13 protein-coding genes are annotated in these 13,256 nt (G+C 72.3%); 9 read left to right on the top strand and 4 right to left on the bottom strand.

The window, feature by feature from the left end; all coding sequences use genetic code 11:
- The first annotated feature begins 199 nt into the window (after positions 1-199).
- The 5 genes from AB0F91_RS08775 to AB0F91_RS08755 are packed head-to-tail and all read left to right on the top strand — an operon-like array spanning position 200 to position 4,642.
- The gene (locus AB0F91_RS08775) at positions 200-1,336 is read left to right on the top strand and encodes an FAD-dependent oxidoreductase (RefSeq protein ID WP_360596043.1); all 1,137 of its coding nucleotides are present in this window, start codon (positions 200-202) and stop codon (positions 1,334-1,336) included.
- Positions 1,333-1,611 carry a (2Fe-2S)-binding protein gene (locus AB0F91_RS08770; protein ID WP_360596041.1) on the top strand — a complete coding sequence of 93 codons (279 nt, stop codon included), beginning with the start codon at positions 1,333-1,335 and terminating at the stop codon, positions 1,609-1,611. The genes AB0F91_RS08775 and AB0F91_RS08770 overlap by 4 nt, the downstream gene beginning before the upstream one ends.
- Entirely contained in the window at positions 1,595-2,974 is a 1,380-nt protein-coding gene (locus AB0F91_RS08765; RefSeq protein WP_360596039.1) for an FAD/NAD(P)-binding oxidoreductase, read from the top strand. Before AB0F91_RS08770 ends, AB0F91_RS08765 begins: the two co-directional genes overlap by 17 nt.
- A complete protein-coding gene (locus AB0F91_RS08760; RefSeq protein WP_360596038.1) occupies positions 2,967-4,232 on the top strand; it encodes an aconitase X catalytic domain-containing protein in 1,266 nt (421 codons plus the stop codon). The genes AB0F91_RS08765 and AB0F91_RS08760 overlap by 8 nt, the downstream gene beginning before the upstream one ends.
- Entirely contained in the window at positions 4,220-4,642 is a 423-nt protein-coding gene (locus AB0F91_RS08755; RefSeq protein WP_360596036.1) for a DUF126 domain-containing protein, read from the top strand. The genes AB0F91_RS08760 and AB0F91_RS08755 overlap by 13 nt, the downstream gene beginning before the upstream one ends.
- An 81-nt stretch (positions 4,643-4,723) precedes the next feature.
- Here AB0F91_RS08755 and AB0F91_RS08750 read toward each other — a convergent pair whose 3' ends face one another.
- The 4 genes from AB0F91_RS08750 to AB0F91_RS08735 all read right to left on the bottom strand — a co-directional run bounded on the left by AB0F91_RS08750 (position 4,724) and on the right by AB0F91_RS08735 (position 9,540).
- Positions 4,724-5,587 carry a helix-turn-helix transcriptional regulator gene (locus tag AB0F91_RS08750; protein ID WP_360596034.1) on the bottom strand — a complete coding sequence of 288 codons (864 nt, stop codon included), beginning with the start codon at positions 5,585-5,587 and terminating at the stop codon, positions 4,724-4,726.
- Positions 5,588-5,597: 10 nt separating this feature from the next.
- Positions 5,598-6,578: a zinc-binding dehydrogenase gene (locus AB0F91_RS08745; protein WP_360596032.1), complete on the bottom strand. Its 981-nt coding sequence runs from the start codon at positions 6,576-6,578 to the stop codon at positions 5,598-5,600.
- 300 nt (positions 6,579-6,878) lie between these two features.
- Entirely contained in the window at positions 6,879-8,105 is a 1,227-nt protein-coding gene (locus AB0F91_RS08740) for an amidohydrolase family protein (RefSeq protein WP_360596030.1), read from the bottom strand.
- A 28-nt stretch (positions 8,106-8,133) separates the two neighbouring features.
- Positions 8,134-9,540: an MFS transporter gene (locus tag AB0F91_RS08735; protein WP_360596029.1), complete on the bottom strand. Its 1,407-nt coding sequence runs from the start codon at positions 9,538-9,540 to the stop codon at positions 8,134-8,136.
- A 125-nt stretch (positions 9,541-9,665) separates the two neighbouring features.
- Here AB0F91_RS08735 and AB0F91_RS08730 point away from each other — a divergent pair, with 125 nt between their 5' ends.
- The 4 genes from AB0F91_RS08730 to AB0F91_RS08715 are packed head-to-tail and all read left to right on the top strand — an operon-like array spanning position 9,666 to position 13,143.
- Complete coding sequence (locus AB0F91_RS08730) at positions 9,666-10,574, top strand: dihydrodipicolinate synthase family protein (protein WP_360596027.1); 909 nt, start codon at positions 9,666-9,668, stop codon at positions 10,572-10,574.
- A gap of 3 nt (positions 10,575-10,577) precedes the next feature.
- On the top strand, positions 10,578-11,579 hold the full coding sequence (locus tag AB0F91_RS08725) for a proline racemase family protein (protein WP_360596025.1): 1,002 nt from the start codon (positions 10,578-10,580) through the stop codon (positions 11,577-11,579).
- Positions 11,576-12,472, top strand: a complete 897-nt coding sequence (locus tag AB0F91_RS08720) for an ornithine cyclodeaminase family protein (protein ID WP_360596024.1) — start codon at positions 11,576-11,578, stop codon at positions 12,470-12,472. The genes AB0F91_RS08725 and AB0F91_RS08720 overlap by 4 nt, the downstream gene beginning before the upstream one ends.
- Complete coding sequence (locus tag AB0F91_RS08715; RefSeq protein WP_360596022.1) at positions 12,469-13,143, top strand: GntR family transcriptional regulator; 675 nt, start codon at positions 12,469-12,471, stop codon at positions 13,141-13,143. The genes AB0F91_RS08720 and AB0F91_RS08715 overlap by 4 nt, the downstream gene beginning before the upstream one ends.
- The last annotated feature ends 113 nt before the right edge of the window (positions 13,144-13,256 follow it).

The following is a 13,256-nucleotide window of genomic DNA, read 5'->3' as shown; positions in this document are numbered from 1 at the left end:
TGTTGTTGGGGTTCGCGCCCCTCCCGGCGGCGGGGGGTTCGCGGGTCTCCCTCCCCCCCCCGGGGGGGGGGGGGGGGCGGCCCCCCCCCCCCCACGCCGCATTGGGTGCGTCGAGCGCAACCAACGCCACAGTGGGGTTTCGCGTGTTGTGCAATGTGACATACTACTGGCCATGGTGGCGACGGGAAGGTCCCCTGACGTGGTCGTCGTGGGTGCCGGGGTGGTCGGGGCGGCGTGCGCTTACTACTGCGCGGCCGCGGGACTACGCGTCGCGGTACTCGATCGCGGCGCCGTCGCCGGCGGGACGACGAGCGGCGGCGAGGGCAACATCCTCGTGTCGGACAAGGAGCTCGGGCCGGAGCTCGACCTGGCGCTGCTGTCGATCCGGCTGTGGGCGCGGCTGGGGGAGGAGTTCGGGCCCGCGCCCCTGGAGCTGGAGCACAAGGGCGGTGTGGTCGTGGCGCAGTCCGCGGATGCCGCCCGGGGCTTGGCGGAGCTGGCGGCCGAGCAACGCGCGCACGGTGTCGAGGTCGAAGACCTGACGCCGGCCGAGGTGGCGGCGCTCGAGCCGAACCTGACGCCAAACGTCGCTTCCGGCGCGTACTACCCGCAGGACAAGCAGGTGCAGCCGATGCTCGCGGCCGCTTCGCTCCTGCGGCAAGCGCGTCGGCTGGGAGCCGAACTGCACACCGCAACCGAGGTACGGGCGTTCCGGCGGCGCGCCGACGGCGCGGTCGGCGGGGTGGTCACGTCGGCCGGCGAGTTCTCCGCGCCGTGGGTGGTGAACGCGGCGGGGACGTGGGGCGGCGAGGTCTCGAAGCTCGCAGGTGCGCCGGTCCCGGTGCTGCCGCGGCGCGGTTTCGTGCTGGTCACCGAACCGCTGCCGCGCGTGATCCGGCACAAGGTCTACACGGCCGACTACGTCGCCAACGTCTCGAGCGGCGACGCCGGGCTGGAAACGTCGGTGGTCGTCGAGGGCACGCGGGCCGGCACGGTGCTCATCGGCGCGAGCCGCGAACGGGTCGGCTTCGACCGGCAGTTCTCGCTGCCCGTGGTACGCAAGCTGGCGGCCCAGGCGATCGGCGTTTTCCCGTTCCTCGCCGACGTTTCCCTGCTGCGCAGCTACCTCGGCTTCCGGCCGTACTGCCCGGACCACCTCCCGGTCATCGGCGAGGATCCGCGGCTGCCAGGGCTGGTGCACGCGTGCGGTCACGAAGGGGCGGGCATCGGGCTGGCCGCGGCGACGGGGCATCTGATCGCGCAGGTGGCCACGGGTGTGAAGCCGGAGCAGGACTTGACGCCGTTCCGGGCGGACCGGTTCGAGGAGGTCGCGTGAGCGAGCGCGTGAAGTTTTCCTTCCGGGGCCAGGAGATCGTGGCGGAACCCGGGCAGAGTGTGGGCGCGGCGTTGATCGCCGCCGGTCACCGGTCGTGGCGGAAGACGCGTCTCGATGGCGCACCCCGCGGGGTGTTCTGCGGGATCGGCGTGTGTTTCGACTGCCTGGTCGTGGTGAACGGCAAGCCGGGGCGGCGGGCGTGCCTGACCGAGGTGCGCCCGGGCGACGTCATCGAGCCGCAGGAAGGAGCGGGCCGTGGTGAGCTTTTCTGCTGAAGCGGCGGAGATCGCGGTCCTCGGGGCCGGCCCGGCCGGGCTCGCCGCCGCGGTGACGGCCGCGTCGGCCGGCGCGCGAGTGGCACTGGTCGACGCCGGCGCGCGCGTGGGCGGGCAGTTCTGGCGTCACCGCGAAGGTGACGACGGCGTGGGCCACCACGATTGGCCCACGCTCGTGCGGCTGCGCGCGGGCCTGTCGCGAGTGGACGTTCGGACGCGGCACGCGATCTGGCACGTCGAGCGCACGGGCGGCGGCTTCACGGTGCACACCGACCGCGGTGAGGTCTCCTGTCGCACGGTGATCGTGGCGACGGGTGCGTACGACCGGCAGGTGCCGTTCCCCGGCTGGACGCTGCCGGGCGTCTACACCGCCGGCGGCGTGCAGTCGCTGCTCAAGGGCCACGGCGTGCGTGCCGGGAACCGGGTCGTGGTGGCGGGGACGGGGCCGTTCCTGCTGCCCGTCGCCGCCGGGCTGGTCGAAGCTGGCGCCGAGGTGGCGGGGGTGTTCGAAGCCGGTTCGCCCGCCGGGTTCGCCCGGTCGCCGCTGGCCGTGCTCGCCAACGCCGGCAAGCTCGCCGAAGGCGCCGGTTACCTGAAAACGCTGCTGCGCCAGCGAGTTCCGTATCGCACGCGTACCGCGGTCGTCGCCGCGCGGGGCACCGAGGGGGTCGAGGGCGTGACGGTCGCGTCCCTTGACCGGCAGTGGCGGATCGTGGCGGGCAGCGAGCGGACGGTCGCGTGTGACACCGTCGCCGTCGGCTACGGCTTCACGCCCCAGCTGGAGCTCCCGTTGCAGCTGGGGTGCAAAACCCGGCTCGGCGCCGATGGCAGCCTCGTCGCCGTGGCCGACGACCGGCAGCGTGGCACCACGCCGGGTGTCTACCTCGCCGGTGAGGTCTGCGGGGTCGGCGGCTCCGCGCTGTCACTGGTGGAAGGTGAGCTGGCCGGCCTGCACGCGGCCCTCACCACGGTGGGCGCCGAGCCGAACCGCGACCCCGTCGCGCGCTTGCTGCGGCAGCGAAAGTCGTTGCGCGCCTTCGCGAACGCGATGCACGCGGCCCACTCCGTGCGACCGGGCTGGCAGACGTGGCTCGACGGCGGCACGCAGGTCTGCCGGTGCGAAGAGGTGTCCGTCGGCACCGTCCGGAGTGCGGTGAAGGACCTGGGTGCCACGGACGCGCGGACGGTGAAGCTGCTCGCCCGTCCGGGAATGGGCCTGTGCCAGGGCCGCGTGTGCGGCTACGCGACCGCGTGCCTTGTCGCCGCCGAACACGGCCGTGAACCGACGGCCGCCGACCTCGCCGGCGTGGCAGCGCGGCCGATCGCGCAGCCCGTGACGCTCGGGGACCTCGCGCGTGGCTGACCTCGAACTGTCCGAAGAGGACGAGGCCATGCTCGCCGGCGAGTACGGTGAGGCGGCGAAACTGTGCCTGCGCATGGTCATCGCGCTCGCGCAGGTGCGCGGCGCCACCCGGCTGCTGACGGTCGAGTCCGCCCACGTCGACGGCTGCCTGTACCACGGGCAGGCCGGACTGGACTTCGTCGAACGCCTGGGAGCGCTCGGCGGCCGCGCCGCCGTGCCGACCACGCTCAACGTCGGCTCCCTCGACCTGCGCCACCCCGACCTGGTGCACGCCGACGCCGAAACGACCGCGAACGCGCGCCGCCTGATGGCGGGGTACACCGCGCTGGGCTGCAAGCCGACGTGGACCTGCGCGCCCTACCAGCTCACCCACCGGCCTTCGTTCGGCACGCACGTGGCATGGGCCGAGTCCAACGCGATCGTGTTCGCCAACTCCGTGCTCGGCGCCCGCACCGACCGCTACGGAGACTTCCTCGACATCGGCGCCGCCATCACCGGCCGCGTGCCCGACGCGGGCCTGCACCGCGACGTGCACCGCCGCGCGACGATCCGGTTCGACTGCGCGGGCCTGTCCCGGCGGCTGCTCGGCGAGGACGCGGCGTGGGGCGTGCTCGGCCACCTCGCGGGCCGGCTCGCGGGCAGCGGGGTGCCGGTGCTGACGGGCGTGCCCGCGACCGTGCCGGAGGACCAGCTGAAGGCCTTCGGCGCCGCCGCCGCGTCGAGCGGGGGAGTCGGCCTGTTCCACGTCGTCGGCGTGACGCCGGAGGCGCCGGAGCTCGCGGCCGTCGCGTCGCCGGACCTGGTTACGCACGTGGTGGACGCGGACCAGGTGCGCGCCGTCCGCGACGAGCTGACCACCGCCCACGGCCCGGACCTCGACGCGCTGTGCCTGGGCACACCGCACTTCTCGCTCACGGAGTTCGAGCGCCTGGCCGGTCTGCTCGCCGACGGCGGGCCGTTCCACCCCGGCGTGAGCGCCTACGTGACCACGAGCCGCGCCGTGCTCGCGGAGGCCGATCGGCTCGGTTACGCGGAAACCGTGCGTTCCGCCGGGGCCCGGATCGTCGTCGACACCTGCACCTACATTACGCCGATCCTCGACGCCGGCGTGCGCACGGCGATGACGAACTCCGGCAAATGGGCGTGGTACGCGCCCGGCAACATCGGCGTGGACGTGGCCCTCGGCTCGCTCGCGGAGTGTGTCGCGTCCGCGCGGGCGGGCCGGATCGTGCGGGAAGAGGCGCTGTGGGCGAGCTGACCGGACGCACCGTGTTCCCCGGCGAAGCGACGGGGGAACCGCTCGTGCTCGACGCGCCGTTGTCGTTCTGGGGTGGCACCGACCTGTCCGGCCGCATCGTCGACGAACACCACCCCCAGCGCGGCGCCACCCTCACCGGTCGCGTTCTCGTGCTGTCCCACGCGCGCGGCTCCAGCTCCTCGTCGTCGGTCCTGGCCGAGCAGATCCGCAGCGGCACCGCGCCCGCCGCGCTCGTCCTCACCGAACCCGACGCCATCCTCATGCTCGGGGCCTGGGTCGCGGCAGAGCTGTACGACCTGCGGCTGCCGATCGTGGTCCTCACCCGGCCCGACTACGCCCGGCTCGCGGCCTGCCGTGGTGCGGTGGGCGTCAGTGCGGGCCCGGAGACGGCGACGATCCGGCTCGGCTGACGGCTGGTCGGACCGCGTTCACCGAGGGTGGCCGTGGCTTTGCTTGCGCCCGGGCGATCGCGCTGCCGTTCCCGAGGGCGATCACCGCCCCGCTCCGGTTCCGGCATCCGCGATGGTGGCCGCGCCGAGGCGACGCGCCGCGGCCTCCGCCGCCGAGCCCGGTTCCGCCGTGTAGAGCGTGAGGAACTGGTCCGCGTCGTCCAGCACGCCGAGCAGCTCGTACGCCAGGGTGAACCGGCCCGCCACCGGATGGTTGAAGCTCTTCGCTCCGTAGGTGTGCTGGTGCACGTCGTGGTCGGCCCACCGGCTGCGGAAGTCCTCGCTCGCGGCCGACAGGTCCGTGACCAGGTCCGACAGCAGCGGGTCGGCGGGGTTGCGGCCCTGGTAGAGGCGCAGGTGCGCGACGGCCTCGGTCGCGCTGCCCGCCCAGTCCACCAGCACGCTGCGCGCCGCCGGGTCGGTGAAGAGGAACCGCACCATGTTGCGCGCCGGGCCGGGCAGGGCCTCCCAGTCCGTGTACAGCGCGCGGGCCGGCCGGTTCGCGGCGAGCACGTCCATCCGGCGGCCGAGGACCATCGCCGGGAGCGGCTCGTGGGCCTCGACGATCCGGTGCACCGACGGCCGCACCCGCTGGGGCGGGACCGAGCGCCGCCCCGGGCGGGTGCTCCCGGGGCGCGCCAGTGCGAACAGGTGTGCCCGCTCCGTGGCGTTCATCCGCAGCGCGCGGGCCACGGCGTCGAGCACCGAATCGGACGGGTTGATCCGGCGGCCGCGCTCCAGCCGCACGTAGTAGTCGACGTTCACTCCGGCCAGCCGCGCGACCTCCGCGCGCCGCAGGCCGGGGACACGGCGAACGCCGGCACCCGGACCGAGCCCGGCCTCGGCCGGGGTGACCCGGGCGCGGCGCGAGCGCAGGAACTCGCTCAGCTCCTCGTCCCGCTCCATGCGCCCGAGCCTAGAGCGAAGCGAGAACCAGCCGCCCGGTCACCTCCCGGGCGTCGATCCGCCGGTGCGCTTCGCGGGCCTCGGTGAACGGCAGCGTCGTCACGGGCAGGCTGATCTTCCCCTCGGTGAACAGTGGCAGCACCGTCCGCACCGCAGGCACGGCCGGAGCGGTGCCGGCGGCCAGGTAACCGCCCACGTTGAACCCGACGACACCGATGTTGCCGCCCCACACCGCGTTCAAGTCGAGTGAAGCGCCGTGCTCGCCGCCGGCGTTGCCGACCGCGAGCAGCCGGCCCATCGGCGCGAGCACGCCCACCGAGGCCCGCCGCACCTCGCCGCCCACCGGGTCGACGATCACGGTGAACCGCTCGTCTTTCAGCGCCTCGGCGAACTCACCGGAGAGGACCACCCGGTCGAATCCGAGCGCGAGCGCCGCGTCGACGTGCTCGGCCCGGCGCACCGTGCCGACCACCTCCTTCGCCCCGAGCAGCCGCGCCACCTCGGGGTAGACCGACGACAGTCCGCCGAGCGCGCCGTGCACCAGCACCTTGCCGCCGACCGGCGGGCGCACCGCCTCGGTGAGGGACAGGTACGCCGTGACCGTGTTCGCGAACCCTGCGACGGCCTGTTCGCGGCTCACGCCGGTGCCCGCAAGTGGCACCACGAGGTCGGCGGGCGCCACGGTGACCTCCGCGTATCCGCCCATCCGCGGCAGGGTCAGCGTCGCCACCTCGTCGCCGACGGCGAACCGGTCGACGCCCGGGCCCACCGCGCGCACGGTGCCCGCCACTTCGAGCCCGGGCACCACCGGCGGTCGTGGTGCGTAGTCGTAGTCGGCCAGTTCGCCGCGGCGGATGATCGCGTCGACCAGCCCGACGGCCGAGTGCGACACGGTGATACTGAGTTCACCAAGCCCCGGGACGGGCTCCGGGACCTCGGCCGGCTCGATGACGCCGGGGTCGCCGTACGCGGTGATGAACATGGCCTTCATGGTGCGTTCCTCCTGCTGTGGCTGAGATCCACGACCGAGGCTAACGACGCGCCAGGCCCCGTCCGGCGCCCAGAGGGGACCTGTCAGGCCCCCTCCGGCCCGGAATTCCACGGCGCGCTCCGGCAGCACCGGCCGGCCGTCACCCGTCAAGCAAGCCGGCACCGTGACGGACTCTGCAGGCCCTCCGGTCCAGGAGGCGGACCTGCTCCCGGCCGAGATCACGACGATGCGGGATACCTCTGACCGGGGCGGTGACGACGGTTTTCCGGCCCGGTGAGGGCCAGGCCGGAACACCGTCGGTCAGCGCTGTACGCGCACCACCCCGTCCTGCACGACGGCTGCGAGCCCGGTCGCCGGGTTCGCCAGCACGTCGAGGTCCTCCAACGGGTTCGCCCGCGCGAGCACGACGTCACCCCTGGCGCCGGGGGCCAGGGCCCCCACCGTGCCCACCTGCCGCAGCAGCTCGGCCGCGACCGTGGTGGCCGACCGCAGCACCGCGGCCGGCTTCTGCACCTTGGCGCGCAACGAGAACTCCTCCGACTGCCGCGCCTGCATCGCACCCAGCAGGTCGCTGCCGTAGGCGATGCGGACGCCGGCGGAGTCGGCGAGCTGCAGCGCCTGGTACCCGTTTTCCGTCACCCGCACGACCTTTTCGTACTGCTCCGCCGTGAAACCCAGCTCGCGGCTCTGCTCCAGCAAGGCCTGGTAGGTGATCAGCGTGGGCACGTAGAACGCGTCGTGCGCGAGGAACAGGTCGATCGACGTCGCGTCGAGGAGGTTGCCGTGTTCGATCGTGCGGACGCCGAGGCGCAGCCCGCGGTTCACGGCGTCGGCGGTGTAGGCGTGCCCCGCCGTGTAGAGGTTCGCCGCAGCCGCCTCCTCGACGATCGCCCTCACCTCCTCGTCGGAGAATTGCAGGGAATCCACGCGGTCGGTCGGGCTCGCGCAGCCGCCGGAGAGCATGATCTTCAGGTGGTACGCGCCGCGGCGGATCTCGTCGCGCGCGGCCCGGCGCACCTCGTCGACACCGTCGCACACCCGGCCGAGCACGGGGATCGCGTAGTGCTGGTCGTGCACGTCGCGCCCCGCCGGCCGCAGGTCGCCATGCCCGCCGGTCTGCGAAAGGGCCTTGCCGCCGAAGAAGATCCGCGGGCCCGTGAACAGGCCTTCGGCCACGGCGGCGGCGATGCCGAAGTCCGCGCCGCCGACATCGCGGACGCTCGTGAAACCGCGTGCCAGCATGTCCTTCAGCAGCTGCGATGCCTGCGCGGCCACGTACGCGGGCGACTCGTCGGCCACCGTGCCGAGTGCCGCGCTCACGGCGTTCACGTGCACGTGACAGTCGATGAGCCCCGGCACGGCGAACAGTCCCGTGCCGTCCAGCTCTCCGGCCCCGAGCGGACCACCGGGATCGGATTCGACGGCCGTGATCCGGCCGCCGGTGATGCGGATGACGTGGTCGCCGGTCACCTGCTCGGTCTCGGGATCGACGACCTGAGCGTGCCGGACACTGAGGTCGGCGGGCATGCGGGCACCTCCAGAGGGTTCGCGGGGTTCAGCCACGTCCGATCGTCTCCTGCCCGATCGTTTCGAGCGAGCGGCCGGTGGTGCGCTGGCCGAACACGGCCACCACCCCGGCGCCGATCACGAGCAGGACCAGCAACATGGTGAACACGCCGCCGAACCCGACGTTGCTGTAGGAGAAACCGATCACGATCGGCGCGATGATGCCGCCGATCCGCCCGACCGCCGACGCGACGCCGAGGCCGGTGGTGCGGATCATCGTCGGGTAGATCTCCGACGTGTAGGAGTACTCGAGCGCCGCGTTGCCGTTCATGAAGAACGACAGCACGATGCCCCAGAGCAGGATCTGCGTGCTGTTGCCCGCGAAGGCGAGCCCCAGTGCGCCGAGCGCACCGCCCGCCAGGTAGATCACGATCGTCCACTTGCGCTCGATGCGCTCGCTCACGAACGCGGCGGAGTAGTAGCCGGGGATCTGCGCGAGGTAGATGACGATGGAGAACAGGAAGCTCTTCGAGATGTCGAAGCCCTGCTTCACCAGCAGCGACGGGATCCAGGTGAAGAAGCCGTAATAGGTGAAGATCGCGACGAACCAGTAGACCCACGACGTGATCGTGGTCTTGCGCAGCCCGGACGAAACCAGCGCGCGCAGGTTCGACCGGATCGTGCCCGAGGAAACCTCCACGTCTTCGTCCTGTGTGGACGGTTGTGGCGCCGGCAGGGGGCCGACGCGGGCGCTGACCTGGCGCTCGATGTCGGCGACCACCAGTCCGGCCTCGGCGACCCGGCCGTGGACGTGCAGGAACCGCGGCGACTCCGGCAGCGAGCGGCGCCACCACAGCAGCATCACGATCGGCACGGCCGTGAGCACCTGGACCCAGCGCCAGCCATGGGGCACGTCGCTGACCACGAAGTAGCCGAGCAGGCTCGCGAACACGTAGCCGAACGCGAAGAACCCGGCCAGGGAACCGATGTAGCGCCCGCGCACGCGCGAGGGCACGAACTCCGACAGGTAGGGCGCGATGATCGCGCTCTCCGCACCGGTGCCCATGCCCGCCACGACACGCGCGACGAACAGCACCGCGAAGTTCGGTGCGACGGCCGCGACGAGGCTCGCGGCCGCGTAGAGGACGAGCGCGCTGACCATCACCGCGCGCCGGCCGATCTTGTCGCCGAGCACCCCGGCGCCGAACGCGCCGAAGAGGAACCCGATCAGCAGGCTGCTGCCCAGGATGCCGGTGGCTCCGCTCGAGAGCCCCCATTCGGCGGTGACGGAGGGGAGGATGAATGCGACGATCGCGCCGTCCATCGCGTCGAAGGTGTACCCGAGGCCGCCCGCGAAGAGCAGCTTGTAGTGGAACCGGGAGATCGGCAGGCGTTCGAGCCGCGCCGCGAGCTCGTGTGACGTGAGCTTCGGGGGCGCGCCGGTCGTTTCTGACATGGAGCCTCCCACGATGGGGGACGAGGTCAGGACACTGTACAATGTCACATGACACATGGCACGATGAATTTCGGGGTCGGCTCCGGCCGACGGCGCTGAGTAACATCGACTTCGTGGAGGGCTTGATGACCGGGCGCGAAAAGCCATGGCACGGCGTACTGGTGGCGGCCGCGCTCCCCTTGCGGGGGTCCGGGCCGGGTGCGCTGACCGTCGATTTCGACGCGTACGCCGAGCACGTCGCGTGGTTGGCCGAAGGCGGTTGTGACGGGGTCACGCCCAACGGTTCGCTGGGGGAGTACCAGACGCTGAGCGTCGAAGAGCGCACCCGTGTGGTCCACACCGCCGTCGAAGCGGCCCCCGAGGGCTTCACGGTGATGCCGGGTGTCGCGGCGTACGGCGCGACGGAAGCGCGGCGCTGGGCCGAGAGCGCGGCGGAGGCCGGCTGCCCCGCGGTGATGCTGCTGCCGCCCAACTCCTACCGGGCCGACGAGCGCGCGGTGGTCGAGCACTACCGCGAGGTCGCGAAGGCGGGCGTGCCGATCGTCGCGTACAACAACCCGTTCGACACCAAGGTCGACCTCGTGCCGGAGCTGCTGGCCGAGCTGCACGCCGAGGGCCTGATCGTGGGCGTGAAGGAGTTCTCGGGCGATGTGCGCCGGCCGTACCGGATCGCCGAGCTGGCACCGGAGCTCGACGTGCTGTGCGGTGCCGACGACGTGCTGCTGGAGCTGGCGATCGCCGGCGCGCCCGGCTGGGTCGCGGGCTACCCCAACGCGTTCCCGAAGGCCACCAGCGAGCTGTGGGCCGCGGCGTCGGCCGGCGACCTGGAGAAGGCCGTGCCGCTCTACCGGCTGCTGCACCCGTTGCTGCGCTGGGACTCGCTCACGGAGTTCGTGCAGGCGATCAAGCTGAGCATGGACATCGCGGGCCGGTACGGCGGGCCGTGCCGGCTGCCGCGGGTGCCGCTCACGCCCGAACAGGAGAAGGCCGTCCGCCAGGCCACCGAACGAGCGCTCGAGGAAGGGCTTTCCTAGACCATGCGCGCCAAGCGGCTGTTCCACGCGGTCGACTCCCACACCGAGGGGATGCCGACCCGTGTGATCACGGGTGGGGTCGGCGTCGTGCCGGGTGCCACGATGTTCGAGCGCCGGCAGTACTTCGTCGAGCACCTCGACCACATCCGGCAGCTGCTGATGAACGAGCCGCGGGGGCATTCGGCCATGAGCGGGGCGATCCTGCAGCCGCCGACACGGCCTGATGCCGACTGGGGCGTGCTGTTCATCGAGGTCTCGGGCTGCCTGCCGATGTGCGGGCACGGCACCATCGGCGTCGCGACGGTGCTGGTCGAGACGGGCATGGTCGAGGTCGTCGAGCCGGTCACGACGATCCGGCTCGACACCCCGGCCGGACTCGTCATCGCCGAGGTGGCCGTGCGCGACGGCGCCGCGCGGGCGGTGACGATCCGCAACGTGCCCTCGTTCTCGGTGGGTCTCGACCGCAAGGTGGCCGTGCCGGGACTCGGCCAGGTGCGCTACGACCTGGCCTTCGGCGGCAACTTCTACGCGATCGTCGAGCTGGAGGAGCTCGGGCTTCCGTTCGATCGCGCGGAAAAGCAGAAACTGCTGGACGCGGGACTGTCCATCATGGACGCGATCAACACCCAGGACCTGCCCGTGCATCCGGAGAACCCCGCGATTTCCGGGTGCCACCACGTGTATCTCGCCGCGCCGGGTTCCGACGCGCGGGTTTCGCGCCACGCCATGGCCATCCACCCGGGCTGGTTCGACCGTTCGCCGTGCGGCACGGGTACGAGCGCGCGGATGGCGCAGCTGCACGCGCGTGGCGAGCTGGCGTTGCACACCGACTTCCGCAACGAGTCGTTCATCGGCACGCACTTCATCGGCCGGCTGGTGGAGGAGACGACGGTGGGCACGGTGCCCGCCGTGGTCCCGACCATCACCGGCCGCGCGTGGCTGACCGGCACGGCTCAGTACTTCCTCGACCCCGGCGACCCGTTCCCGGCGGGGTTCGAGCTGTGATCGAGGTGCTGGCCGCGCGGCCCTCGACGACCGCGGCGATCGCGGCGTTGCGCGCCGCGCTGGCCGGCGGTCTCGACCCTTCGGCGGACCCGGCGCGGGCCGTCGTTCCGGTGCCGAGCGGGCAGTTCCTGCTGATGCCGGCTTTCTGGGGGTCGTTCGCCGGGGTGAAGGTGGCGACGGTCGCGCCCGGAAATCCGGCCCGCGACCTGCCGCGGATCCAGGGCGAGTACCTCCTGTTGGACGGGGCGACGTTGACACCGCTGGCCTTGCTCGACGGGGTGGCGGTGACGTCCGTGCGCACGGCGGCGGTGTCGGCGCTGGCCGTGGACTGCCTGGCGGCGCCGGACGCGTCGCGGCTGGTGGTGTTCGGGACCGGCCCGCAAGCGGCGAGCCACGTCGAGGCGCTGCGGGAGGTCCGGCCGGTGCGCGACGTCGTGGTGGTGGGTCGTTCCGCTTCGCGGACCGAGGCTTTCGCGTCGGCCTGGGGCGCCCGAGTCGGCACCGCGGCGGACGTGGCTTCGGCGGACCTGGTGGCGTGCTGCACCACTTCGCCGACGCCGTTGTTCGATGGTGCACTGGTTCGAGACGGGGCGACGGTGGTGGCGGTCGGTTCGCACGAACCGCACGTGCGTGAGGTCGACTCCTCGTTGGTGGGCCGCGCCACGGTGGTCGTCGAAGCGGTGGACACCGCCCTGCGCGAGGCCGGCGACGTCGTCCTGGCGGTGCAGGAGGGCGCATTGGCGCCGGACGCGCTGGTGCCGCTGTCCGATGTGGTCCGCGGGGCGGCGCTGCCCGCGTCGGGGCCCCGGCTGTTCAAGAGCGTGGGGATGGCGTGGGAGGATCTGGTGGTCGCCGCCACCACCTACGAGGCCGCCCGGGGAGAGTCACGTTGACCAGCCAGGAGCACCTCACGCTGACGCTGCCCACCTTCGGCGTCCAGCGGAACCTGCGCGACCAGATCACGCAGACGCTGCGCGCCGCCGTCATCTCCGGCGAGCTGCGCCCCGGCGTGGTGTACTCGGCGCCCAGCCTCGCCGCGCAGTTCGGCGTCTCCGCGACGCCCGTGCGCGAGGCCATGCTTGACCTCGTCAAAGAGGGCTTGATCGACACGGTGCGCAACAAGGGTTTCCGCGTCACCGAACCGTCCGAAAAGGACCTCGACGACCTCAGTGAGCTCCGCGCCCTCATCGAGGTGCCCACCATCCGCCGCCTCGCCGAGACGGGCGTCGACCCGGCCGTGATCGCCGAGCTGCGCCCGCTGGCCACCGGCATCGAACACGCGGCCGCCGCGCACGACCTCATTGCCCACGTCGCGACGGACATGCAGTTTCACCTGCGCCTGCTCGAACAGGCGGGTAACCCGCACCTCGTCGAGACCGTCCGCTCCCTACGCTCCCGCTCCCGCATCTACGGTCTCCGCGGCCTCGCCGACCGCGACGAACTCGTCCCCTCCTCGCACGAACACGCGGTGCTCCTGGACCTCATCGAAGCCCGGGACGCCGATGGCGCGGAAGCCTTGATGACCCGCCACATCCGGCATGTGCGGGGGATCTGGGCCGAGTAACGCTCGGTCGGCCGTCGCTGTGCTCGGATGAAGATTGCCTGCGCCGCGTCACGAAAGTGATGGCCCTGTTCCTCGCCGGCGGTGCGAAGTCCGCCCGACAGCGTGAAGCTGTC

It is taken from the genome of Amycolatopsis sp. NPDC023774 (assembly GCF_040639695.1).
Classification (GTDB): Bacteria; Actinomycetota; Actinomycetes; order Mycobacteriales; family Pseudonocardiaceae; genus Amycolatopsis.
Note: the sequence above shows the minus strand (reverse complement) of the source record. Positions and strands in the feature narration are given on the sequence as shown.

Coding starts and splice junctions, on each gene's coding strand:
- AB0F91_RS08750 (WP_360596034.1), bottom strand. CDS start 5,587: ATGGAGCGGGACGAGGAGCTGAGCGAGTTCCTGCGCTCGCGCCGCGCC.
- AB0F91_RS08745 (WP_360596032.1), bottom strand. CDS start 6,578: ATGAAGGCCATGTTCATCACCGCGTACGGCGACCCCGGCGTCATCGAG.
- AB0F91_RS08740 (WP_360596030.1), bottom strand. CDS start 8,105: ATGCCCGCCGACCTCAGTGTCCGGCACGCTCAGGTCGTCGATCCCGAG.
- AB0F91_RS08735 (WP_360596029.1), bottom strand. CDS start 9,540: ATGTCAGAAACGACCGGCGCGCCCCCGAAGCTCACGTCACACGAGCTC.
- AB0F91_RS08730 (WP_360596027.1), top strand. CDS start 9,666: ATGACCGGGCGCGAAAAGCCATGGCACGGCGTACTGGTGGCGGCCGCG.
- AB0F91_RS08725 (WP_360596025.1), top strand. CDS start 10,578: ATGCGCGCCAAGCGGCTGTTCCACGCGGTCGACTCCCACACCGAGGGG.